The organism is Novosphingobium resinovorum (genome assembly GCF_036352595.1).
Lineage (GTDB): Bacteria > Pseudomonadota > Alphaproteobacteria > Sphingomonadales > Sphingomonadaceae > Novosphingobium > Novosphingobium resinovorum_B.
The window spans coordinates 183269-206153 of record NZ_JAZFAX010000007.1 but is presented as its reverse complement, the minus strand read 5'-3'; the positions used below and the strand labels follow the sequence as shown (position 1 = coordinate 206153).

At 67.2% G+C, this 22885-nt stretch carries 21 protein-coding genes; 12 read left to right on the top strand and 9 right to left on the bottom strand.

The window, feature by feature from the left end:
- Positions 1-169: 169 nt before the first annotated feature.
- Together V2S85_RS09635 and argS are read right to left on the bottom strand one after the other, a co-directional pair.
- Positions 170-961, bottom strand: a complete 792-nt coding sequence (locus V2S85_RS09635; RefSeq protein ID WP_330702637.1) for an SPOR domain-containing protein — start codon at positions 959-961, stop codon at positions 170-172.
- Between the two features lie 3 nt (positions 962-964).
- Complete coding sequence (gene argS / locus V2S85_RS09630; protein ID WP_330702636.1) at positions 965-2713, bottom strand: arginine--tRNA ligase; 1749 nt, start codon at positions 2711-2713, stop codon at positions 965-967.
- A gap of 734 nt (positions 2714-3447) precedes the next feature.
- Here argS and miaB point away from each other — a divergent pair.
- Together miaB and V2S85_RS09620 are read left to right on the top strand one after the other, a co-directional pair.
- Positions 3448-4794 carry a tRNA (N6-isopentenyl adenosine(37)-C2)-methylthiotransferase MiaB gene (gene miaB, locus V2S85_RS09625; RefSeq protein WP_330702635.1) on the top strand — a complete coding sequence of 449 codons (1347 nt, stop codon included), beginning with the start codon at positions 3448-3450 and terminating at the stop codon, positions 4792-4794.
- The gene (locus V2S85_RS09620; protein ID WP_330702634.1) at positions 4791-5483 is read left to right on the top strand and encodes an alpha/beta fold hydrolase; all 693 of its coding nucleotides are present in this window, start codon (positions 4791-4793) and stop codon (positions 5481-5483) included. The genes miaB and V2S85_RS09620 overlap by 4 nt, the downstream gene beginning before the upstream one ends.
- 80 nt (positions 5484-5563) lie before the next feature.
- Here the strand turns inward: V2S85_RS09620 and V2S85_RS09615 are convergent, their stop codons facing one another.
- The gene (locus V2S85_RS09615) at positions 5564-6055 is read right to left on the bottom strand and encodes an RcnB family protein (protein ID WP_419198182.1); all 492 of its coding nucleotides are present in this window, start codon (positions 6053-6055) and stop codon (positions 5564-5566) included.
- 267 nt (positions 6056-6322) lie between these two features.
- On the opposite strand from V2S85_RS09615, the gene V2S85_RS09610 reads away from it, so the two are divergent.
- A complete protein-coding gene (locus tag V2S85_RS09610) occupies positions 6323-7342 on the top strand; it encodes a PhoH family protein (RefSeq protein WP_036525997.1) in 1020 nt (339 codons plus the stop codon).
- 91 nt (positions 7343-7433) lie between these two features.
- On the opposite strand, the gene V2S85_RS09605 is transcribed toward V2S85_RS09610, so the two are convergent.
- From V2S85_RS09605 to ybeY, 4 genes are all read right to left on the bottom strand, one after another.
- Positions 7434-8165 carry a DUF2059 domain-containing protein gene (locus V2S85_RS09605; protein WP_330702633.1) on the bottom strand — a complete coding sequence of 244 codons (732 nt, stop codon included), beginning with the start codon at positions 8163-8165 and terminating at the stop codon, positions 7434-7436.
- A 291-nt stretch (positions 8166-8456) separates the two neighbouring features.
- Positions 8457-9341, bottom strand: a complete 885-nt coding sequence (locus V2S85_RS09600) for a LysR substrate-binding domain-containing protein (RefSeq protein ID WP_172705104.1) — start codon at positions 9339-9341, stop codon at positions 8457-8459.
- Between the two features lie 55 nt (positions 9342-9396).
- Positions 9397-10314, bottom strand: a complete 918-nt coding sequence (locus V2S85_RS09595; protein ID WP_008831117.1) for a hemolysin family protein — start codon at positions 10312-10314, stop codon at positions 9397-9399.
- A gap of 7 nt (positions 10315-10321) precedes the next feature.
- Positions 10322-10828, bottom strand: coding sequence for an rRNA maturation RNase YbeY (ybeY, locus tag V2S85_RS09590; RefSeq protein ID WP_271180960.1), 507 nt, complete (start codon positions 10826-10828; stop codon positions 10322-10324).
- A 267-nt stretch (positions 10829-11095) separates the two neighbouring features.
- On the opposite strand from ybeY, the gene bioF reads away from it, so the two are divergent.
- The 6 genes from bioF to V2S85_RS09560 all read left to right on the top strand — a co-directional run bounded on the left by bioF (position 11096) and on the right by V2S85_RS09560 (position 17923).
- On the top strand, positions 11096-12271 hold the full coding sequence (gene bioF, locus V2S85_RS09585; RefSeq protein ID WP_330702632.1) for an 8-amino-7-oxononanoate synthase: 1176 nt from the start codon (positions 11096-11098) through the stop codon (positions 12269-12271).
- Between the two features lie 5 nt (positions 12272-12276).
- Complete coding sequence (locus V2S85_RS09580) at positions 12277-12879, top strand: alpha/beta hydrolase (RefSeq protein WP_330702646.1); 603 nt, start codon at positions 12277-12279, stop codon at positions 12877-12879.
- Entirely contained in the window at positions 12876-13661 is a 786-nt protein-coding gene (locus V2S85_RS09575; RefSeq protein ID WP_330702631.1) for a methyltransferase, read from the top strand. The genes V2S85_RS09580 and V2S85_RS09575 overlap by 4 nt, the downstream gene beginning before the upstream one ends.
- Complete coding sequence (gene bioD, locus V2S85_RS09570) at positions 13658-14290, top strand: dethiobiotin synthase (protein ID WP_330702630.1); 633 nt, start codon at positions 13658-13660, stop codon at positions 14288-14290. The genes V2S85_RS09575 and bioD overlap by 4 nt, the downstream gene beginning before the upstream one ends.
- A 20-nt stretch (positions 14291-14310) precedes the next feature.
- Positions 14311-15567, top strand: a complete 1257-nt coding sequence (locus tag V2S85_RS09565; protein ID WP_330702645.1) for an adenosylmethionine--8-amino-7-oxononanoate transaminase — start codon at positions 14311-14313, stop codon at positions 15565-15567.
- Positions 15568-15775: 208 nt separating this feature from the next.
- The gene (locus V2S85_RS09560) at positions 15776-17923 is read left to right on the top strand and encodes a TonB-dependent siderophore receptor (protein ID WP_330702629.1); all 2148 of its coding nucleotides are present in this window, start codon (positions 15776-15778) and stop codon (positions 17921-17923) included.
- Between the two features lie 176 nt (positions 17924-18099).
- Here the strand turns inward: V2S85_RS09560 and map are convergent, their stop codons facing one another.
- Together map and V2S85_RS09550 are read right to left on the bottom strand one after the other, a co-directional pair.
- Complete coding sequence (gene map / locus V2S85_RS09555; protein WP_330702628.1) at positions 18100-18930, bottom strand: type I methionyl aminopeptidase; 831 nt, start codon at positions 18928-18930, stop codon at positions 18100-18102.
- Between the two features lie 37 nt (positions 18931-18967).
- Positions 18968-19795: a PdaC/SigV domain-containing protein gene (locus tag V2S85_RS09550; RefSeq protein WP_330702627.1), complete on the bottom strand. Its 828-nt coding sequence runs from the start codon at positions 19793-19795 to the stop codon at positions 18968-18970.
- A 49-nt stretch (positions 19796-19844) separates the two neighbouring features.
- Between V2S85_RS09550 and V2S85_RS09545 the strand changes: the two genes are divergently transcribed.
- The 3 genes from V2S85_RS09545 to argC all read left to right on the top strand — a co-directional run bounded on the left by V2S85_RS09545 (position 19845) and on the right by argC (position 22609).
- Positions 19845-21239 carry a leucyl aminopeptidase family protein gene (locus V2S85_RS09545; protein WP_330702626.1) on the top strand — a complete coding sequence of 465 codons (1395 nt, stop codon included), beginning with the start codon at positions 19845-19847 and terminating at the stop codon, positions 21237-21239.
- 129 nt (positions 21240-21368) lie between these two features.
- Positions 21369-21689 (top strand): SH3 domain-containing protein, encoded by a 321-nt coding sequence (locus V2S85_RS09540; protein ID WP_330702625.1) that lies wholly within the window; start codon positions 21369-21371, stop codon positions 21687-21689.
- Positions 21686-22609 carry an N-acetyl-gamma-glutamyl-phosphate reductase gene (gene argC, locus V2S85_RS09535; RefSeq protein WP_330702624.1) on the top strand — a complete coding sequence of 308 codons (924 nt, stop codon included), beginning with the start codon at positions 21686-21688 and terminating at the stop codon, positions 22607-22609. Before V2S85_RS09540 ends, argC begins: the two co-directional genes overlap by 4 nt.
- Positions 22610-22885 lie beyond the last annotated feature (276 nt).

The following is a 22885-nucleotide window of genomic DNA, read 5'->3' as shown; positions in this document are numbered from 1 at the left end:
CATGCCCGCCATCCGACAGGCCATCATTGACCGAATATCAAGACCTCCGCCAGACCAATGCCCTCATTGCGGTGGGAGCCTATCAGTCACGCATTTCAAACTTCTGCCAAAGTAGTGCTAGGCGGCGTGGACAAATTCCACGGCGCCTAGCCCTTGGACAAGCTCCGCCTCAGTTCTTGACCTGGCAGCTCATCCCGGCGGCCTTCATCCCGGCGCACAGCGCCCGCGCCGCCGCGCCGTCACCGGGCACGGCCTGCAGGCGGTAGACGGTGCCGATGTCCGCCTTGCCCTGAACCACGCGGTGGCTCATGCCGCCAAGCGGTTCGTACTGCGTCCTGAGCGTGTTCCACCCGGCCTCCGCCGCCTCCTTGGAGGCATAGGCGCCGACCTGTACGCCAACGCCGCTGACCGCCGGAGTTGCCGCCTCGGTCGCCCTGGCCTCCGGCTTCGGCTCGGCGGTGGCGCGGAAACCCGGTGCGGGGGTATCGTCGCTCTTGTCGATCTGAACCTGGCGGGACTGGCCTTCGGCCACAGCGAAGCTGGTATCGCCGGTACCCGCGACGACTTCGCCGCCGGGGTTGTCGGGCCGCACCTTGTAAGGCGCCTTGGGCGCGGCGATCACGCCGCCGTCGGCCACCAAGGGCTGCTCGGGCCGGCTCTTGATCGCCCAGATCACACCGCCGCCGATCACCACCAGCGCGACGAGGCCCAGCGCGCCCAGCAGCACGCCCTGCCCCAGGCCTGCGCGTTGCTCTTCGTAATCCTCGTCGTCGCCCTCCAGCCAGGGGAGGCGCACGTCCTCTTCAAGCTGCAGCTGATGCGGCTGCCCGGACGTGTCGGACGAGGCGCCTTCGAAAGGCACGCCGTCCTGCTCGAAGTAGGGACTGCCCTGCTTGCCCGAGCCGAACACCGGGTTCTTCTTCTCCGGTTTCGGGAAATAGCCGTCGTCAGCGCCTGCCATGGATCACATTTCCTCCACCGCCTCGACGCCCAGCAGCGCGAGACCATTGCGGACAAGCTGCCCGATCTGGGACGCGAGGAAAAGCCGCGCGCCCGTGAGGTTCGCATCCTGCGCCACGATGAAACGCTTTTCCACCCGGTCGTTGCCGATATTCCAGTAACCGTGGAACGCCGCCGCAACATCGCCCAAGTAGAAGGCGATGCGGTGCGGTTCGCGCGCGGCAGCGGCGGCCTCGACGATGCGGGGGAACTGCGCGGCCAGCTTGACCAGCTCCAGTTCCTCTTCGCCGAGCAGTTCGACGTGCTCGCCCGAGGGAGTGAAGCCGCCCTCGGCCAGCCCCTTGCGCAGCGTCGAGTGGACGCGGGCATTGGCGTACTGGACGTAGAACACCGGGTTGTCCTTGCTGGCTTCGACGACCTTGGCGAAGTCGAAGTCCATCTGCGCCTCGGGCTTGCGGGTCAGCATGGTGAAGCGCACCACGTCCTTGCCCACTTCGGTGACGACTTCGGCCAGCGTGACGAAGTTGCCCGAACGCTTGGACATCTTCACCGGCTCGCCGTCACGCAGCAGCTGGACCATCTGCACCAGCTTGATCTCGAACGGCGTGGGTTCGCCATCGGCGCCGGTCATGGCGGCCACGGCGGCCTTGATGCGCTTGACGGTGCCCGCATGGTCCGCGCCCCAGATGTCGACGAGGGCGTCGGCGCTCTGGGCCTTCTGGAAGTGATAGGCGAGGTCGGCACCGAAGTAGGTCCAGGTGCCGTCCGACTTCTTGATAGGGCGGTCTTGATCGTCGCCGAACGCGGTGGACTTGAACAGCGGCAGTTCGACCGCTTCCCAGTCCTCCAGCGTCTTGCCCTTGGGCGCTTCGAGCACGCCGTCGTAGACGAGGCCCTTGGCGCGCAGCCAGGCTTCGGCCTCGTCGGGCTTGCCCGATGCCTGCAGTTCCGCCTCCGACGAGAACAGATCGTGGTGGATGCCGAGGAGCGCGAGGTCGTCCTTGATCATCACCAGCATCGCGGCGACGGCCTTCTTCTGGAACAGCGCCAGCCATTCCGATTCGGGCGCGTCGGCATACGTCTCGCCGAACTCGGCGGCGAGCTGCTGGCCTACTGGCACCAGGTATTCGCCCGGATAGAGACCCTCGGGGATCGCGCCGACGTCGTGCCCGAGCGCCTCGCGGTAGCGCACGTGCGCCGAGCGGGCGAGCACCTGCACCTGTCCGCCGGCATCGTTGACGTAGTATTCCTTGGTGACCTTGTGGCCCGCGAACTCCAGCAGCGTCGCCAGCGCATCGCCGACGACCGCGCCGCGGCAGTGGCCCATGTGCATCGGGCCGGTCGGGTTGGCCGAGACGTATTCGACGTTCACCGTCGTCCCGCCGCCCATCGTCGAGCGACCGTAATCCGCGCCGAGATCGGCGATCGCGCGCAGTTCGGCCAGCCACGTGGCGGAAGAGAGGCGCAGGTTGATGAAGCCCGGCCCAGCGATCTCGGCCGACGTCACCGAATCGAGCTTCGACAGCTCCGCCACCAGCGCCTCGGCCAGATCGCGCGGCTTCAGGCCGGCGGGCTTGGCCAGCACCATCGCGGCGTTGGTCGAGAGGTCGCCGTGGGAGGGATCGCGCGGCGGCTCGACCGTGATCGCGCCTCGCTTGAGGCCGCCCGGCAGCGTGCCCGCTGCTTCCAGCGCATCGAGCGCGGCGGAAAGGTGGCCTGCGAAGGCGGCGTAAAGGGTCTGCGTAGTGCTCATGACGCGCGCGGATAGCCCAAGTATGGAAGAAGGGAAACAGGGCGCTGCATGGTGGCAGGTTTACACCGTTGACACGGTCCAGAGGGGAAAGGTGTCACCTTGGGCCGGAAAGTGTCACCTTGCGGGGGTAAGGTGACACTTTTTGCGGAGGGTGTGTCACCTTGTGAGCGGGATGTGTCACCTTGCGGTGTAACCTTGTGCGGCGAGGAAGGTTCGGGCGGGGCATGGGCGCAATGTATCGGAGCGGGCGGTCTGTAGGAAAGCGGGCGGTCGGTAAGCGCCCCATTCCTCCCCCTTAGGGGAGGGGGACCATGCGAAGCATGGTGGAGGGGCACGCGGTGGATCGCCAGACCTCGATCGGCGGGCATTGGGAAGCGTATCAACGCGATGGCATGCAAACCGAGGGTGCCCCTCCACCACCCTGCGGGTGGTCCCCCTCCCCGTGCCGGGGAGGAACTGGCGACAGCTTCCCACCCTTTACGGCTACCCCCGGTTCGTCATTGCGAGCGTAGCGAAGCAATGACAAAGTTGGCAAATGAGCGGTAGATGGCCGCTCCCCACCCCTCATTGTCATTCCCGCGAAGGCGGGAGCCCATCTCCTGACGGCTCGTGTTGCACCGGCATCAGATGGCCCCCCCGCCTTCGCGGGGATGACGGGCTATTTCCGCACCATCGCTCTCCACCCCGGAGCAGCCCCCCTGTCCAAACCCACCCTTTTGCGCTAACGGCGCGCGATGCAAACGACTGCGACTCCCCGGACCTACCGCGTCAAGAGCTTCGGCTGCCAGATGAACGTCTACGACGGCGACCGCATGGCCGAACTGCTCGCCGAACAGGGCATCACCGCCGCGCCGGAAGGCGAGGAGGCGGACCTTGTCGTGCTCAATACCTGCCATATCCGCGAGAAGGCGGCGGAGAAGGTCTATTCCGACATCGGCCGCCTCGTGAAGAACTGGGACCGCGAGGACGGATCGGCGCCCATGATCGCCGTCGCCGGCTGCGTCGCGCAGGCCGAGGGCGAGGAGATCATGGCCCGCGCGCCCGCGGTAACGATGGTCGTCGGCCCGCAGGCCTATCACCGCCTGCCCGAGATGGTCCGCGCCGCCAGCGCGGGCGAGCGCGTCACCGACACCGACATGCCCGCCGAGACCAAGTTCGACGCCCTGCCCCGCCGCAAGCGGTCCGGCCCCACGGCGTTCCTGACCGTGCAGGAAGGCTGCGACAAGTTCTGCACCTATTGCGTGGTGCCCTATACCCGCGGCGCCGAAGTCTCGCGCCCTTATTCCGCGCTGATCGACGAGGCGAAGCTGCTGGTCGAGGCCGGCGCGCGCGAGATCACGCTGCTCGGCCAGAACGTCAATGCCTGGACCGGCGAGAACGCCAAGGGGCAGACGGTCGGTCTCGACGGGCTGGCGCGCGAACTGGCGGCGATCCCGGAGCTGGCGCGCATCCGCTACACCACCAGCCATCCCAACGACATGACGCAGGGCCTGATCGACGCCCATGGCGAGAACGCCAAGCTGATGCCGTTCCTTCACCTGCCGGTGCAGGCGGGCAACGACCGCGTGCTCAAGGCGATGAACCGCAGCCACACGGTCGAGAGCTACCTCAAGATTCTCGACCGGGTGCGCGCGGTGCGGCCGGACATCGCGCTGTCGGGCGACTTCATCGTCGGCTTCCCCGGCGAGACCGATGCCGAATTCGAGGATACGCTGAAGCTGGTCGACGCGGTCGGCTATGCGCAGTGCTTCAGCTTCAAGTATTCGCCCCGCCCCGGTACGCCTGCCGCGACGATGGGCGACCAGGTCTCCGCCGCCGTGATGGACGAGCGGCTGCAGCGCCTCCAGTCCGCACTCAACCGCGACCAGCTCGCGTTCAACGCCGCAACGGTCGGCAAGACCTGCGACGTGCTGGTGGAGCGCAAGGGCAAGCATGCCGGACAGTGGCTCGGCAAGTCGCCGTGGCTGCAGTCGGTCCACTTCACCGGCGAGGCACAGGTCGGCCAGATCGTGCGCGTCGAGGTCACCAGCGCCGGGCCGAACAGCCTCGGTGCGGTGCAGATCGGCATGATGGCCGCGTGAGTCGCCAGCCGCTGATTCTCGTCCCCGGCCTCTCGTGCGACACCGCCTTGTGGGAGGCACAGGTCGCGGGTCTTGCCGACGTCGCCGAAACGATCGTCGCCGATACCCTGAGCGACGACAGCATCGCCGCGATGGCCACGCGTCTGCTCGATGCCGCGCCCGAACGCTTCGCCATCGCCGGGCTGTCGATGGGCGGCTACGTGGCGATGGAAGTCGCCCGCCGCGCGCCCGAGCGGGTCACCCGACTGGCGCTGCTCGACACCAATGCACGCGCCGACAGCGCGGAGCAGGCGCAGTTGCGCCGTTTCGCCATCCGCACCGCGCACGATCGCGGCTTCGAGGCAGTGATCCGCGGCAGCCTGGCACAACTGGTCCATCCCGAAACCGATCCCGCCATCGCCGAGGCGGTGGTGCAGATGGCGCTGCGCGTGGGGTTGCCGACATTCGAGAACCAGCAGGCGGCGATCATCGGCCGCATGGATTCGCTGCCCGGCCTCGGCGCGGTATCCTGCCCGGCGCTGGTCGTGGTGGGGGCGCAGGACTTGCTGACGCCGCCTTACTATGCCGAGGAAATGGCGGCGGCGATCCCCGGTGCGGTGCTGCGCCTGATCCCCGACTGCGGCCATATGGCGACGATGGAACGGCCCGAGGCGGTCAATGCCGCCCTGCGTGGCTGGCTGGCGGCCTGACACGGCAAACGGCCCCGGAACCGAAGTCCCGGGGCCGCACTCGCACTTCCCGTGGCTCGGGGAAGATGGGGGAAGCGATCTTACCAGAAGAAGCCGTTGTGGACCGTGACCACGCGGCCGGTGCGCGCGTTGATCATCACCACGTCGTTGTTGTAGCGAACCCAGCGATGACCGGCGCGCGGGGCGGGCAGGCGATAGCGGGCATAGTCACGCACCCAGTAGCGATCGCCGTAGTAGGCGGGCTGGAAGCGGTAACCCACGGTCACCGGGCGATAGCGATAGCCGCGCGGGCCGACGTAGGCGGGGCGGCGGTAGTCGTTGCGATGCGACTGGCGATAGTCGCGCCAGTCCTCGCGCAGTTCCTGGCGGGAGTCGCGAACATCGCGGCGGGCATCGCGGACGTCGCGGCGATCGCCGTGGCGCTGGGCCTGGCGCAGGTCGCGCTCGTCCTTGCGGACCTCGCGGGCGCTGTGGCGCACTTCGCCGGCGCTCTGGGCAGAAGCCATGCTGGGAATCGCAAGCGTGGGCAGCGCGACGCCGGCGGCCATGGCGATCATGAAGAACTTGCGCACCGTTATTCTCCTTCTCTTCCTGTCAGGGGCCGTCTGGCGGCCTTCTGTTCGTGAAACTGCACAGGCGCTCCTGAACGACCCGGGAATGCCGCGTGCAGCGTGGGGACATAAGTGTCGCACCCTTGCGACAGTTTCATGCGAGAACGGCGAAACGCGCAGTTATCCCCGACGAAACGCAGGAAATTTCGGCTCTGGCTCCTTGCAGCATGCGCCATGCGGAGCCATCTTCGAGACAGGACGAGAAATCATCTCGCACGAAAGGAGCGCATGGCCCGTAAAGCAGCCCGTGCCGTTGATCCGGCACAGTTCCGCCCTGAGACTCACCGTCGGGCGCGTGTCGAAATAGACTTCGACGAACCCGTCCTGCTGGGAGCCCTGTTCGGGCAATTCGATTCAAATCTGGTGCAGGTGGAGAACCGCCTCGGCGTGTACATCTCCGCCCGGGGCAGCAAGATCCAGATCGAAGGGCCGGACGATGCCGTGGCCCGCGCGCGCGACACACTGAAGGGCATGTATCACCGGCTGGAGATGGGGCAGGCGCTCGATTCCGGCGCCATCGAATCGCTGATCGCCATGAGCACCGAACCCACCCTCGAAGGCATCATCACCGGCGACGCGGGCGCGCCGCCGATCATGATCCGCACCCGCAAGAAGACGATCGTGCCGCGTTCGGCGACGCAGATCGACTACATGCGCCAGCTCGCCAAGTCGGACGTCATCTTCGCGCTCGGCCCGGCAGGCACGGGCAAGACGTACGTGGCGGTGGCGCAGGCGGTCAGCCAGCTGATGACCGGCTCGGTCCAGCGCCTGATCCTGTCGCGCCCGGCAGTCGAGGCGGGCGAAAAGCTGGGCTTCCTGCCCGGCGACATGAAGGACAAGGTCGATCCGTACCTGCGTCCTCTGTACGATGCGCTCTACGACTGCATGCCGCCCGAGCAGGTGGAACGCCGCCTCGCCAACGGCGAGATCGAGATCGCGCCGATCGCCTTCATGCGCGGCCGCACGCTGGCCGATGCCTTCGTCATCCTCGACGAGGCGCAGAACACCACGCGCGAGCAGATGAAGATGTTCCTCACCCGCTTCGGCCAGAACAGCCGCATGGTGGTGTGCGGAGACCCGCGCCAGGTCGACATCCCCGGCGGCGACCGCCATTCCGGACTCGCCGACGCGGTCGCCCGGCTGGAGGGCGTGGACGGCATCGCGGTGACGCGCTTCACGGCGGCGGACGTGGTGCGCCATCCGATCGTCGGCCGCATCGTCGAGGCTTACGAGGGGCCGGACGCTTAACCTCTCCTCGTCATTGCGAGCGAAGCGAAGCAACCCAGGGCAGCACTACGCCGCCCTGGGTTGCTTCGCTTCGCTCGCAATGACGAACGAATTATTCGGAGGCAGGCTCCAGCTTCTTCGCCTCGCCTTCGTCCAGCTCCTTGCGCGAGATGCCGAGCAGCCCGGCCAGCTTGTCCTTCTCGGCGCTCTTGAGGTCCGCGTACTTGCGCGGCGCGGGCAGATCGGCGGTGGAGGCCTTCACCTTGTCGATGATCGCCGGCATTTCCTTCATCAGCCGGGGCATCAGCGCCTGCATCCTGTTCATGACCTCGGGCGACATCATGATGATGTAGGAATCCGCCGCGTAGGCCTTGCCCGTCGGCGTGGCGAAGAAGGCGTTCATCTCCTGCAGCTGCTTCGCGTCGAACCGCCCGGCGTAGGCGCTCGCCAGACCGTCGCGGATGTCGGGCTCGAACTGGGTCATCAGGCCCATCATGTCCGTCATCATCGTACGGGTGGTGGCCGACATGCGCTGCTTGAAGGCCGGGTCGTAGATCTCCATGATCTGCGCCATGGTGCCGCTGCCCAGCTTCCCGGTATCGACGCCGCTGATCCCGGCAAGGTCCTTGAGCGGCATCTGCATCATGGAATCCATGATGGAATCCATCATCTTGTCCATCGTGCCGTTCATGATCCGCGCGTAGGTGCCGAGCGGGAACACGTAGTCGACCGTCTGCTTCGCAGCGGCAAGACGCGCCGGGTCGGTGGCAGCCACGGGCTCGGCCGCAAGAGCAGGCGAAGCCGACGCCAGCAGGGCGGCGCAAGCGGTAAGGACGAAACGCATCTGAGATACTCCCACAGTCCCACTCTAACGGGGCGCCGCAGGGCATATCCCGTTCGCCGCTATGGGAAAAATGAAAATGACGGTTGGTCGTGGAGCGTCATGCAGCCGCCACTCCCACTTCGTCACCCTGAACTCGTTTCAGGGTCCATTGGGCAACCTGTGCGGAGGTGTGGCATCACCAGCCGCGATCGCCATTCGCTATCCCACGCACGGCGCTTGCGGCTTGATGGCCCCTGAAACAAGTTCAGGGTGACGAAGCCTGGATTGGGAACGTCAGTCCCCCCCGAAAGGTCAAAGCCCCGCTTGCAGCAACCACTCGTGGAAGATGCGCACCGGCCGCGCTTCCAGCGACTTGGGGCGACACACGAACCAGTAGCGGTACGGGCTCTCCACCTCGATGTCGTAGACCCGCGCGAGGCGGGTATCGTGCGAGCGGCGGAAGTGGTCGTCGTGCATGATCGCGATGCCCAGACCCTGCGCCGCCGCCTCCAGCACCAGCTGGCCGGAATCGAAGCGGTCGACCGAGGCCGGGTCGAGATCGGGCAGGTCGATCGCGCGCTTCCACGCATCGAGGCTGTCGGGCAGATCCTGATGGATCAGGAACGTCTGGCGCGACAGCTTCGCCTCGTCCGGCACCGGGCCCAGTTCCTCGGCCAGCGCCTGCGAGGTGATCGCATAGACCTTGTTGTGATCGAGCTGCACCCGGTAATACTGCGGGTCCGGCTCCTTCGCGAGGATGATCGCGGCGTCCAGCGTATCGCCGACGCGGTCTTCCAGATGCGCGCCGGTGTCGATGTCGATGTGCAGGCGCGGATGCAGCTTGCGCAGTTCGGGGAGGCGCGGGAACAGCCGCTGGCCGCCGAACAGCGAAGGCACGCCCAGATGCAGGCGCAGCACCTGGCCGCGATCGATCTGCGCCTCCACCGCCTCGGCCAGTTCCTCCAGCTTGGGCGCGATCGCGGTGTAGAACGCCTGCCCCTCGTCGGTCAGCTTCATCGCCTGGTGCTGGCGGGTGAACAGCCGCTTGCCGGTGAAGTCCTCCAGCGCGGCGACGCGGCGCGACAGGGCCGAGGGACTGAGCGCCAGCTCGTTGGCTGCCGCCTTGGCGGAACCGAGACGCACCACGCGCACGAAAGCTTCGAGCGCACGCAGGGGAGGTAGACGACGTACTGGCACTATTGCGGTCTTTTCACTCGGTTATGGCCGCCGCCGGAGGGTCCGGCGACAGCGGTTATTCGGCCTCGCTCTCCAACTCTTCCACGGGCGGATGCAGGCGCAGGCGCGTCACGCGCCGCTCGTCGCCATCCGTCACCTCGATCTTCCAGCCGCTTTCATGGTCCAGGACCGCGCCCACTTCGGGCACTTGTCCGGCCAGCACGAAAGCCAGGCCGCCGAGAGTATCAACCGCTTCCTCGACTTCGGCCAGCCGCGGGTCGATCCGCTCGGCCACATCGTCCAGTTCGGCTCGGGCGTCCGCGTCCCACATACCTGCGTCGATTGCAACCAGCAATTCCTCGGGCGCATCATCGTGCTCGTCCTCGATCGAGCCGACGATCTCCTCGACGAGGTCCTCGATGGTGATGATGCCGTCGGTGCCGGTGTACTCGTCGATCACGACCGCGAGGTGGATGCGCTGGGCGCGCATGTCGGCCAGCACATCCAGCGCGCCGCGCGATTGCGGCACGTAGAGCGGCTGGCGCATCAGCGTCGTCCAGTCCTCGGGCGGGGGCGCGCTGCGGGCCAGCAGCGGGAACACGTCCTTGATGTGGATCATGCCCTTGATGGCGTCGAGCGTCTCTCCGTAGACCGGCATGCGGCTGTGGCCGTGCTCGGCGAAGGCTTCCACCACTTCGGCCCAACTGGCCGAGGCGGGGATCGCCACGATCTCGCTGCGCGGGATGGCGACGTCGTCGGCATCGTGCTCGCTGAAATGCAGCAGGTTGCGCAGCATCTGCCGCTCGATCGGCGAGAGATCGCCGGTCAGCGCACCGCTGGCCTCACCTTCGTGCTCGTTGATGACTTCCTCAAGCTGGGCGCGCAGGGACTGGTCGCCCTCTGCGTGGAAAAGCCGCTTGAATGCACGCCAAAGCGTGTTGGTACTGTCCCCTTCTCCGAAACCGGAGTCGGCGTGGCGGCCATTGTCGGCCATCGTACGGTTAAATCCCTGTTGCTGCAGTGCGGTCCCCATATGGGTCGGGAATGCCTAAAACTGCAAGTGCCTTTGTTTCGAGCGCTTCCATCGCCTCGGCATCCTCGTCCGATGTCTCATGATCGTGGCCCGCCAGATGGAGCAGGCCATGAATGATGAGATGCGTGGCGTGGTGTTCGACCGGAATGCCCTTCTCCGCCGCCTCGCGCGTGCAGGTTTCGCAGGCGAGTGCCAGATCGCCGAGCATTTCGGGCGGCCCGTCCTCGTCCAGATCGAGCAGGGCCTCGCGCTCCAGCATGGGGAACGAGAGCACGTTGGTCGGCTTGTCCTTGGCCCGCCATTCGCGGTTGAGGACGTGGACTTCGGCGTCGCTGGTGAACAGCAGGCTGGTGGTGAGGCGCTCGTTGTCCAGCTCGGGCGCGAGGGTGACGAGGGCTTCCAGCGCCGCCTGCGCGAGATCGGCCCAGTCAGTCGCGGCGTCCCAGGGTTCTTCGATGTCGATTTCGAGGTCCATGAAACGCGCCTTATCGCGCGGTGTGGCCGGGGTCGAGTGGTTCCACTCTCCCGCAACCCCGTCATTGCGAGCGCAGCGAAGCAATCCAGAGCGGCGTGGCACTACCCTGGATTGCTTCGCTGCGCTCGCAATGACGGGGCAAGCATCCGGCAAGGCCCCGTGGGAGAGAGGAAACGATCGCCGAAACCTCGCCGGACGCCCCTTCATACCTCCCCCCGGACAAACCGCCCATTGTGCCAAGGACCCGCTTGCCATACCGGGCGAGGCATGAGCCGGCTCGATTCACACCTCGAGGCAGCGCTGGAGCGCGTGACCCGCGCCGGACAGCGCCGGACCTTGCGCGCCACGACCCTGCTGCCCGGCGGCCGGATCGAGCGCGCCGGGCGCACGATGCTCGACTTTTCCAGCAACGATTACCTCGGCCTCGCCCGCCATCCGCTGCTGGTCGAGCGCTCGGCCGAGTGGGCCGCGCGGGACGGTTCCGGCTCCGGGTCCTCACGGCTGGTGACGGGGACCAGCGCGGCGCACCTTGCCCTCGAAGCCCGCATCGCGGAATTCAAGCACTGCGAGGCGGCGCTGATCTTCGCCAGCGGCTGGCAGGCCAACGCGGCGGTGATCCCGGCGCTGCTCGCGGCCATCCCGGGCGTCGCGGTATTCACCGACCGCCTAATCCACGCCTCGATGCACGCCGGAATCGCTATGGCGGGCGTGCGCCAGCACCGCTTCCGCCACAACGACCTGGACCACCTCGAAACCCTGCTGGCGGAGAAAGGCGCGGATGCCCCCGCCCGCCTGATCCTGACCGAGACCGTGTTCTCGATGGACGGCGACCGCGCCGACATGCGCCGACTCGCGGATATCGCCGAGCGCCACGACGCCGCGCTGTTCGTCGACGAGGCCCATGCCACCGGCGTGCTCGGCCCCGAGGGACGCGGGCTTTCGGCGCTGGTGCCGGGCAAGGTGGACCTCGTGATGGGCACCTTCAGCAAGGCGCTGGGCGGCTTCGGCGCCTATGTGGCCGGATCGCGGGTGCTGATCGACTACCTGACCAACGCCGCGAGCGGCTTCATCTTCACCACCGCCCCGCCGCCCGCCGTGCTGGGCGCGGTGGACGCAGCGCTGGACCTGCTGCCGGGCATGGACGCCGAGCGCGCGCACCTCGCCGCACTGGGCGACCGGCTGCGCGCAGGGCTGGCCCGCCTCGGCCTCGATCACGGCGCGTCCTCGACCCAGATCGTGCCCGCCGTGATCGGGCCGGAGGACGAGGCGATGGCGCTGTCCGCAAGGCTGGAAGCGGCAGGCTTCCTCGCCTCCGCGATCCGCCCGCCGACGGTGCCGGCCGGCACCAGTCGCCTGCGCCTCGCTCTGCGCGCGGGGCATTCGGAGGCCGACATCGACGCCCTGCTCGCCGCGATCGAGAGCGTTACAGGGTCTGGCAGGTGAAGCTAATGTTCGCCCACGGCTGGGGCTTCGACCGCCATTTCTGGGAACCGCTCACCGCGCTGCTGCCCGAGTGGGCGCATGTCATCGACGATCGCGGCTACTTCGGCGCGCCGCATGAACCTGCCGTCGAAGGCCCCTGCATCGCGGTGACGCACTCGTTCGGCACCATGCGCGTCCTCGCCGCCCCGCCGCCGGGGCTCGCCGGCATCGTCGCGATCAACGGGTTCGAGCGCTTCACCGCCGTTCCGGGCCGCCCCGGTGTCCCGGTCCGCGTGCTCGACCGCATGCTGCGCCGCTTCGAGACCGACCCGCGCGGCGTGCTCGCCGAGTTCCGCAAGACCTGCGGCTCCACCTATGCCTTCGGAGAAATCGACCCCGAAGCGCTCGCCGCCGACCTTCTGCGCCTGCGCGACGCCGCCCCGTCGCTGCTGGACGTGCCGATACTGGCGATCCACGGCGGCGCCGACCCGCTGCTCCCGCCCGAGATGCGCGCCGCCACGTTCACCGGGGCGCAGGTCCGCCGCATCGACCACGAAGCGGGCGGCCATCTCCTGCCGCTGCAAGCCCCGCAGCTGTGCGTCCCCGCCATTCGCGGGCTATTGTCGTGAGCAGGCGGGAACGCATCCGCAGCGCGTTCGCCGCCGCACCCGACTACGACGGCCACGCCCGTATCCAGCGCGAGGTCGCCCAGACCCTCGCCGCGCGCATCGCCGCACTCGACCTTCCGCCCGCCCCGCGCGTGCTGGAGATCGGCTGCGGCACCGGCTTCCTCACTTCCGCCCTGATGGCGCAGCGCATCGGCGGCGACTGGCTGGTCACCGACATCGCGCCCGAAATGGTGGAGCGTTGCCGCGCCGCGCTTATTGCTGCTGATGACGTGCGCACTTTGCGTTTCGCCGCCCTCGACGGGGAGCATGGCACCCCCGAGGGCGCCCCGTTCGACCTCATCTGCTCCAGCCTCGCGGTGCAGTGGTTCGACGATACGCCTGCCGCCCTCGCCCGCCTGTCGCAGTGGCTGGCGCCGGGTGGGCACCTTGTCGTCACCACGCTGGGACCGCGCAGTTTCCACGAGTGGCGCGCCGCGCACGAAGCCGAGGGGATAACTCCCGGCACCCCCGCCTACCCCCCGATGGAGGCCTTCGCGACACTCTCCCCCGAGACGCTGCTGGTCGAGGACGTGACCGAAACCCACCTCGATCCGCGCGCCTTCGTACGTGCGGTCAAGGCCATCGGCGCAGGCACCTCGGCACCCTCGCACCGCCCTCTCAACCCGGCGCAGCTGCGCGCGGTGATGGCGCGGTTCGCCCAAAGCGGATGCAACGTCACTTACGAGGTGGTGACCTGCCACTTGCGCCGCGCCCCGACATTTCCTTACGTGAGCCCCCAATGACCCAGCGCACCCTGATCGTGACCGGCACCGATACCGGTATCGGCAAGACCGTCTTCGCCGCCGCGCTGGCGAGGGCCCTGCGGGCGCATTACTGGAAGCCGGTGCAGGCGGGGATCGAGGAGGAAGGCCCCGACGCCCAGCGCGTCGGCTTCCTCGGCGGACTGCCCGAAGGCAAGGTGCTCGCCGAAGCCTATAGCCTGACCACGCCCTGCTCCCCCCACCTCGCCGCCGAGATCGACGGGGTGACCATCGATCCGCTACGCCTCGCCCTGCCCAAGATCGACGGCCCCCTGGTGGTCGAGGGCGCAGGCGGCGCTCTGGTGCCGATCTCGCGCACGGAAACTTACGCGGACCAGTTCGCCCGCTGGGGCGCGCCGGTGGTGCTGGTGGCGCGCACGATGCTCGGCACGATCAACCACTCGCTGCTCTCGATCGAGGCCCTGCGCGCGCGCGGCGTGGACGTGCTCGGCGTGGCCTTCGTCGGCGATCCGGTGGAAGACAGCGAGGCCACCATCTGCGCCATGGGCAACGTCAAGCGCCTCGGCCGCCTGCCCCGCCTCGATCCGCTGACGCCACAGACGCTGGCCGCCGCCTTCGCCGCCAACTTCCGCCTGGAGGACTTCGCGTGACCCTGCCGCGTTCTGGCTCTCTGGCCGCTTCCCCCGTCTGGCACCCCTTCACCCAGCATGGCCTCGGCGAGCCGATCCCGCTCGTCACCCATGCCGAAGGCGCGCTGCTGCACACGGCGGACGGGCGCACGGTGATCGACGCGATCTCGTCCTGGTGGGTGACCACGCACGGCCACTGCCACCCGCGCATCATGGCCGCCGTGGCCGAGCAGGCCCAGAAGCTCGACCAGCTGATCTTCGCGGGCTGGACGCACGAACCCGCCGAGCAAGTCGCCGCCGGGCTGACCGCGATCATGCCGAGCGAACTGACGCGGGTGTTCTTCTCCGACAGCGGCTCCACCAGCGTCGAGGTCGCGCTCAAGATGGCGCTCGGGTACTGGCATGCGCAAGGCGAAGCCCGCCACCGCATCGTGGTGATGGAGCATTCCTATCACGGCGACACCATCGGCGCGATGTCGGTGGGCGCACGCGGGGTGTTCAACCAGCCCTATGCGCCGCTGCTGTTCGACGTCGGCCGCATTCCCTATCCCGCCGCCGGAGCCGAGCAGGATACGCTCGATGCGCTCGAAGCCCTGTGCCGCGAGGGCGACATCGCCGCGCTGATCCTGGAGCCGCTGATCCTCGGCTCGGGCGGCATGCTGGTCTACGGCCCGGAAACCTTGCGCGCGATGCGCGAGATTTGCAGCAAATACGGCGTCCTGTTCATCGCCGACGAGGTCATGACCGCATGGGGCCGTACCGGCACCCTGCTGGCCTGCGAACAGGCCGACGTGGTCCCCGACATCCTGTGCCTGTCCAAGGGACTGACCGGCGGCTCGCTGCCGCTGGCGGTAACCATGGCGACCGAGGACATCTTCGCCGCGCACTGGTCCACCGACCGCGCGAAGATGTTCTTCCATTCCTCCAGCTACACCGCCAACCCGCTGGCCTGCGCCGCCGCCGCCGCCAACCTCGCCATCTGGGCCGAGGAGCCGGTGCGCGAATGCATCGGTGACCTCGCCCGCCGTCAGTCGGCCTGGCTGGAGAAGCTGGGCCGGTTCTGCCACTTCGACAACCCGCGCACGCTCGGCACGATCGCCGCGCTGGACATGCGCACGATGGGCACCGGCGGCTACATGGACAGCCTCGCCCCCGAACTCATGGCCTTCTTCCGCAGCCGCGACGTGCTGCTGCGCCCACTGGGCAACACCGTCTACGTGATGCCGCCCTATTGCATCACCGACGACCAGCTCGACGAAGTGTGGAATGCCATCGGCGAGGCCGTCGTCTCGTTCTGAAATCGCGAGGCGACCGCCAAAATCGAAGGCGATCAACCGCTTCCTGCGGCGGCCCGTTGCCATATGCCGTTAATATTACTGATACCGATTCGCAACATCTCACAGCAAATGAAATCGTATCGCAATATTGCTATTGCGAATGATACGCACTGCCGTTAGCCGCGCCTGCAATCGAGTGTCGAACGCTCGCAAGCAGGGGTTACTACCTATGAAATTCAAGTTCGCTCTGATGCTGGGCTGCGCCAGCGCTTTCGCCGCCCCCGCCATGGCGCAAACCGCCGGCGACGAAGCCGAGAGCGACCAGATCATCGTCACCGGCAAGTACACCATCGCCGACAAGATCGACACCGCGACCGGCCTTGGCCTGTCGGTTCAGGAAACCCCGCAGTCGGTCTCGATCGTGACTGCGCAGCGCATCCTCGACCAGAATCTCATCAGCGTTAAGGACGTAGTCGAGAACGGCATCGGCGTCGCGGTCAACGAGACCGACGACGTGCGCAATTCCTTCTTCGCGCGCGGCTTCGAGATCCAGAACACCCAGATCGACGGCGTGCCGACCGCATGGGCCCTGGGCGGCGACCGCGGCGAGACGCTGGCCGACCTTTCGATCTACGAGCGCGTCGAGATCGTGCGCGGCGCCACCGGCCTGCTGAGCGGCGTGGGCGATCCGTCCGCATCGATCAACCTGGTTCGCAAGCATGCCGACCGCACCGACTGGTCGGGCTACCTCAACGCCGGTTACGGCAGCTGGGACACCTGGCGCGTTTCGGGCGATGCCGGCGGTGCCGTCACCTCCGACGGCCGCCTGCGCGTGCGCGGCGTGGCGCGGTATGAGGAAGGCAATGCCTTCACCGATTACTACAGCAACAAGAAGCTGGTCCTTTACGGCACCCTCGAAGCGGACATCACGCCCGACACGCTGCTGCGCGTCGGCTTCAGCCACCAGCGCAACGACCCGCACGGCGTGTTCTGGGGCAGCCTGCCGACCTTCTACAGCGATGGCACTGTCGCCGACTGGCGCCGCTCGAAGACCACGACGCAGCCCTGGACCACCTGGAAGACGATCAACCAGAACTTCTTCACCTCTCTCAGCCACGATTTCGGCAATGGCTGGAGCATTCAGGGCAACTACAACCGCCAGCGCAACACGCAGTTCACGGAAATCCTGTACCTCTACGGCCAGGTCGATCGCGAGACCGGGCTAGGCCTGGGAAGCAACCCCTATTCGGCTTACGGCGTCAGCATCCAGAACAGCTACGACGCACAGCTCAAGGGCAAGCTGACGGTGTTCGGGCGCGATCACGATCTGGTGCTGGGCTACCTGAACAGCACGCTCAAGCGCCACACCGACAGCTTCTGCCCGCTCAACGGCGACCCGATCTGTTCCTACAACTTCCCGGCGGCGGGCGATTTCAACAACTGGAACGAGAATTCCTACCCCAACCCCGGCTTCCTCGAAACGGGCGTCGAGGTGGAGCAGGAGCGCATCAAGCAGATCGGCTATTACGGCGCCCTGCGCGTCAACGTGACCGACTGGCTGAAGGTGATCGGCGGCGGCCGTCTCGCGACCTGGAAGCGCAGCGGCGTGTCTTACGGCACCGCGACCACGTACGGGGACAAGAACGTCTTCATCCCTTATGCGGGCGCGCTGGTGGACATCACCCCGAACCACCGCATCTATGCCAGCTACACCACGATCTACCAGCCGCAGAACCTGCGTGACAGCAACTACGTGCAGCTCGATCCAGTCACCGGCAAGTCCTACGAAGTCGGCCTGAAGAGCAACTTCTTCAACGAAGCGCTGCAGACCTCGATCGCGCTGTTCCGCATCGAGCAGGACAACCTGGGGCAGATCGACGGCGGACTGATCACGCCTCCGGGCGGCGGCCTGCCGTTCCAGCCCTATCGCGCCGCCAAGGGCGCGGTCAGCAAGGGCTTCGAGATCGAGGCCACCGGCGAGCCGCTACCGGGCTGGAACGTCAACGCCGGCTACAGCCAGTTCAAGGTCCACGACGCCACCGGCGCCAACGTCAACACCGACCAGCCGCGCCGCCTGCTCAAGGTGTTCTCGACCTACACGATCGATAACCTGCTGAACGGCTTCACCTTCGGCGGCGGCGTCAACTACCGCTCCAGCGCCTATTCGGTGACCAACGGGGTGCCGTTCACGCTGCGCCAGAAGGGCTTCGCGCTCATCAACCTCATGGCCCGCCTCGGCGTGACCGAGCAGTTCTCGGTCCAGGCCAACGTCGAGAACCTGCTGGACAAGAAGTACTACAGCCAGGTCGGCTCGTTCAGCCAGTACCGCTACGGCGAACCGCGCAACTTCATGGTCAGCGCGAACTACAAGTTCTGAGCCAACGCTCGGCCTGAAACGCAAAAGGGCGCCGGAGGAAACTCCGGCGCCCCTTTTCCTGTGCGGCGTATGCCGATGGGGCTTCGACAAGCTCAGCCTGAGCGGGATTGGGAAGTTTACGCTACTTCCGCTCACCCTGAGCGGGTCGAAGGGTCAAAGCAGACCCGTCTCGAACCTCAAGCGTAAGGCGGCTTGTGCAGGCCTTTGGGGCTGGTGGTGAAGATCTCGCAGCCGTCCTCGGTGATGCCGATCGAGTGCTCGAACTGCGCTGACAGCGACTTGTCGCGCGTCACGGCCGTCCAGCCGTCGTTGAGCAGCTTCACCGGCGGCTTGCCGAGGTTGATCATCGGCTCGATCGTCATGAACATGCCGGGGCGCAGTTCCGGGCCAGTGCCGGGGCGACCGGCGTGAACCACCTCGGGCGCGTCATGGAACAGGCGGCCGAGGCCGTGGCCGCAGAATTCGCGCACCACCCCGTAGCGGTTCGATTCCGCATAAGCCTGGATGGCGGCGCCGATGTCACCCACGCGGTTGCCGGGCTTCGCCTGCTCGATGCCGATCATCAGGCACTCGTACGTCACGTCGACCAGACGGCGCGCCTTGAGCGGCACGTCGCCAACCAGGTACATGCGGCTGGTGTCGCCGTGCCAGCCGTCCAGCAGCGGGGTGACGTCGATATTGACGATGTCGCCGTCCTTGAGCGTCTTTTCCGACGGAATGCCGTGGCAGACGACATGGTTGATCGAGATGCAGCACGAATGCGCATAGCCCCGGTAGCCCAGCGTCGCGGGCACCGCGCCGCCCGCCAGGGTCAGTTCACGGACCTTGTCGTCGATGGCGGCGGTGCTGACGCCCGGCTGCACCATCGGCGCGATTGCGTCGAGGATGCTGGCGGCGAGCGCGCCGGCGCGGCGCATGCCCTCGAAACCGTCGGGGCCATGCAGCTTGATGGTGCCGTCGCGCAGGAGGTCGTCCTGGCCCGGCTCTACGATCTGGTATTCGGTCATCCGCCCCAGATAGCGCATCCGGGCCGAAATTGCGAGATCAGGGTTTCACCGAGAAGGCATTGCGATACTGCGGCTTGAGCGCGGCCATGATCTTGCCCGTCACCGGCAGCGTCACTTCATAGCTGCCTTCCGCGTAAGGGCCCGCCTCGTAAGGGGCGATGAGGAAGCCGATGCGGTTGAAGCTGTGCTTGTCGGACGAACCGAGGATCAGCGTCTGCGCGGTGGGATCGATGCATTCGGAGAAGCTGTCCCCGGTTCCCTGCTGCACTGGCGCGCCGCGCTTCTGCTCCCGCGCCTTGTCCAGCGCCGCGCAGAACGGCCCACGCACCGCGGCCCGAAGCGCGTCCTGGCTGGTAAACAGGTCCATCGGCTTGCGCGAGGTTTCCGCGCCGCGATCCCACAACAGGGTATCGGACACCGTCATCCCGTGCGCCCCGCCCGAATACTCGTAATGCGTAGACGAGAGCGAGAGCCAGCCCGGCAGGTCGGCGACCACCTTCCATTCGGTCTGCCGTTCGTAGGCGTGGTAGGGATAGCCGTCCTTCTCCGCTTCCTGTTTGCCGCTGCGCGCCGAGGAGACGAGGTTCTCCCTGTCGGTGTCCAGTTCATGATCGAGAATCGCCTTGAGGCCTGGAATCGCGGCCGCTACGCCCGGATAGGAGTAAGCGAAGCTGTAGGTATCGTTTTCCTCCTTCTCTTCACGGGCAGGAGCCGAAGGCGCCTGCGAAGGTTCATCGGTGGAGGCAAGCGGCCCGGCCTCCTCGCTGGCGGCGGCAGAGGCTGGAGTCTGGTCCGACTTGTCCCCGGAACCGCCACAGGCTGCCACCATCAGGGCCAGAACCGAAACCATCGCAGCGTATCGCATCAAATTTCCTCTCGCACTCGGGCTCCCGAGGAGGCTAGAGAATCGGGCCATGAGCGACAAGAACGCATTGATCCAGCCCGATCGCGGCCAGCAGGCCATCTCCATCCACCTCGTCGAAAAGGATGGACTGGAGAAATTCACGAAAGGCCTCACCGTTCCCCAGCGCGCCTTGCTGGAGGCCGCGCGCTTCACCGCAAGTGCCGGAGACCACGTCATTCTTCCCGAAGGCGAGGGCTGGTGCGCGGTTGCCGGCGTGGCCGATGCCGCCACGCTCTCGCCCTGGTGCCTGGCGAAGCTGGCGGAAAAGCTGCCCGCCGGAACCTACCGCCGCGTCGATCCAAATCCGGGTGCCGAGCCGGGCGCGGCGATGCTGGGGTGGATTCTCGGCCAATATGCCTTCGATCGCTACAAGGCGGATGCCGAGGACCAGGGCCCGCGCGTGCTGCTGACCGGCGAACCGGCCCGGATCGACGCCGTGACCGCCGAAGCCGAGGCGGTGATGCTGGTGCGCGACCTCGTCAACACCCCGGCCGAGGACATGGGCCCGGCGCAGCTGGAGGCTGAGGCCGAAGCGCTGCACAAGGCCTTCCGCGCCGTCATCCGCGTCACCCGCGGCGATGCGCTGGAGCGTGACTTCCCGATGGTCCACGCGGTCGGCCGCGCGGCGGGCCGCAGCCATGCGCCGCGCCTGATCGAACTGGAATGGGGCGATCCCAAGCACCCGCGCGTGGCCATCGTCGGCAAGGGCGTGTGCTTCGATTCGGGCGGGCTCGACATCAAGCCGTCCTCGGGCATGCTGCTGATGAAGAAGGACATGGGCGGCGCCGCGCATGCCCTCGCCCTCGCCCGCCTCGTGATGAGCGCCAACCTGCCGGTGCGCCTGCACGTTCTGGTCCCGGCGGTGGAGAACGCGATCTCGGGCAACAGCTTCCGTCCCGGCGACGTGCTGCGCAGCCGCGCCGGGATCACCGTCGAGATCGGCAATACCGACGCCGAGGGACGCCTGATCCTGGGCGACGCGCTGACCCGCGCGGGCGAGGAGAAGCCCGATTTCATCGTCGACTTCGCCACCCTCACCGGCGCCGCGCGGGTCGCCGTCGGTCCGGACCTGCCCGCCCTCTTCACCCGCGAGGACGCCACGGCGGACGCCCTGCTCGCGGCGGGCAAGGCGGTGGACGACCCGTGCTGGCGCCTGCCGCTGCACGAAGGCTACCGCGAATACCTCAAGTCCGACGTCGCCGACATCAACAACGCCGGCACCGGCGGCTTCGCGGGCGCCAGCACGGCGGCGCTGTTCCTCGACCGCTTCGTGCCGGCGGGCGTGGACTGGGCCCACTTCGATACCTTCGCCTGGCGCCCGGCCGCCAAGCCCGGCCGTCCCAAGGGCGGCGAGGCGCTCGGCCTGCGCGCGGCGTGGCACATGCTGAAGCAGCGCTATGGCTGAAGACGCCGCGCCGACTCCCAACCTTGCGAAAATCCCGTGTCTCGGCTAGGCGCGCGCATCTTTGATTTTGGAGACGCACCCGCGTTGGCATCTGTGGATTCGTATACTCGCGCTGACCAGACGGACGGCATGCTCGCCCAGACCATGCTGGCGATGACCGGGCCGAGCGTGAGCGCGGATCCCGGCCACCTGCCCGTGCGCGGCGACCTTGCCCACATCAAGCTGGCCGGCCGCTACTTCGTGCCGCACTACGCCGTACCGATGCCGCGCGTGCTTAAGACCGGCGCGGTGCTGCGCGTGTTCGGCCGCGCCGATGCGGACGCGATCGCCGACCTGACCGCAGGGGAAACCTTCAACGTGCTCGACATCGCCGGCGCCTGGTCCTGGGGCCAGGTCGGCGAGGACGGCGCGGTCGGCTACGTGGCCCTCTCGGATCTGGAAGCGGCATGACCACCAGCGTCTTCATCGACGGTGCCGCGGGCACCACCGGCCTCGAAATCGCCGACCGGCTCGCCGGCCGCAGCGAATTCACGCTCATCTCGCTGGGCGACGACAAGCGCAAGGACGACGCCGCGCGCGCCGAGGCGCTGAACGACGCCGACGTCGTCATCCTGTGCCTGCCCGACGATGCCGCTAAGGCCGCCGTCGGCATGATCGCCAACGATCGCACCCGCGTGATCGACGCCTCCTCCGCCCATCGCGTCGCGGCGGGCTGGACTTACGGCTTCCCCGAGATCGTCGGCCACCAGACGGTGGCGCAGGCGCGCTTCGTCAGCAATCCGGGCTGCTATCCCACCGGCTTCATCGCCCTCGTCGCGCCGCTGGTGCGCGCAGGCCTGCTGCCGGCCGACTGGCCCTACGTATGCCACGCCGTGTCGGGCTACTCGGGCGGCGGCAAGGCGCTGATCGCCCGGTTCGAGGACGATGCAGACATCGCCTTCCGCGCCTACGGCCTCGCGCTCGGCCACAAGCATGTGCCCGAGATGAAGGCGCAGGCCGGCATCGGCCACGACCCGATCTTCGCCCCCGCCGTGGTCCCCGCCCATCGCGGCATGCTGGTCGAAGTGCCGCTGCACCTCTCGATGATGAAGGACGCCGGTTCGCCGGACGAACTGCGCGCCGCGCTGGGCGAATTCTACGCCGGCAGCAAGGTGGTCAGGGTCGAGGCCGACCAGCCGGACGAACTGCTGCTGCGCGCATCGATGGAGCCGGTCGACACCCTCACCCTGCGCGTGCTGGGCGCGAAGGACGGCACGCAGGCACGCCTGATCGCCATCCTCGACAATCTCGGCAAGGGCGCGAGCGGTGCTGCGGTGCAGAACCTCAACATCATGGCCGGCCTCGACGAGACGGCAGGCCTGCGGCTCTAAATTCGAATTCGTCATTGCGAGCAAAACGAAGCAACCCAGGGCGGCGTAGTGCTGCCCTGGGTTGCTTCGTTTTGCTCGCAATGACGGAAGGGGTGGCGCTCTCCGGAACCGCGATGCACAATTTTCAGGCACCGATTGCCCGAATATTGAACACAACATTTCCCAAACCCGCCGCAGCATATGCGACAGATTGTTTGCTGACCGGGTAAATCGCCCAAATCCGGTCTTTTCGCAGACGCACACTCGGCCTATCAGGGGAGCGACCGCATTGGCACG

Bases quoted from the DNA above. Each gene is read 5' to 3' on its own strand.
- V2S85_RS09635 (WP_330702637.1), bottom strand. From the start codon at position 961: ATGGCAGGCGCTGACGACGGCTATTTCCCGAAACCGGAGAAGAAGAAC.
- bioF (WP_330702632.1), top strand. From the start codon at position 11,096: ATGAGCCGGCTCGATTCACACCTCGAGGCAGCGCTGGAGCGCGTGACC.
- V2S85_RS09595 (WP_008831117.1), bottom strand. From the start codon at position 10,314: ATGGCCGACAATGGCCGCCACGCCGACTCCGGTTTCGGAGAAGGGGAC.
- V2S85_RS09610 (WP_036525997.1), top strand. From the start codon at position 6,323: ATGGCCCGTAAAGCAGCCCGTGCCGTTGATCCGGCACAGTTCCGCCCT.
- V2S85_RS09580 (WP_330702646.1), top strand. From the start codon at position 12,277: ATGTTCGCCCACGGCTGGGGCTTCGACCGCCATTTCTGGGAACCGCTC.
- map (WP_330702628.1), bottom strand. From the start codon at position 18,930: ATGACCGAATACCAGATCGTAGAGCCGGGCCAGGACGACCTCCTGCGC.
- V2S85_RS09540 (WP_330702625.1), top strand. From the start codon at position 21,369: ATGCTCGCCCAGACCATGCTGGCGATGACCGGGCCGAGCGTGAGCGCG.
- V2S85_RS09560 (WP_330702629.1), top strand. From the start codon at position 15,776: ATGAAATTCAAGTTCGCTCTGATGCTGGGCTGCGCCAGCGCTTTCGCC.
- argS (WP_330702636.1), bottom strand. From the start codon at position 2,713: ATGAGCACTACGCAGACCCTTTACGCCGCCTTCGCAGGCCACCTTTCC.
- bioD (WP_330702630.1), top strand. From the start codon at position 13,658: ATGACCCAGCGCACCCTGATCGTGACCGGCACCGATACCGGTATCGGC.
- miaB (WP_330702635.1), top strand. From the start codon at position 3,448: ATGCAAACGACTGCGACTCCCCGGACCTACCGCGTCAAGAGCTTCGGC.
- V2S85_RS09550 (WP_330702627.1), bottom strand. From the start codon at position 19,795: ATGCGATACGCTGCGATGGTTTCGGTTCTGGCCCTGATGGTGGCAGCC.
- V2S85_RS09605 (WP_330702633.1), bottom strand. From the start codon at position 8,165: ATGCGTTTCGTCCTTACCGCTTGCGCCGCCCTGCTGGCGTCGGCTTCG.
- ybeY (WP_271180960.1), bottom strand. From the start codon at position 10,828: ATGGACCTCGAAATCGACATCGAAGAACCCTGGGACGCCGCGACTGAC.
- V2S85_RS09545 (WP_330702626.1), top strand. From the start codon at position 19,845: ATGAGCGACAAGAACGCATTGATCCAGCCCGATCGCGGCCAGCAGGCC.
- argC (WP_330702624.1), top strand. From the start codon at position 21,686: ATGACCACCAGCGTCTTCATCGACGGTGCCGCGGGCACCACCGGCCTC.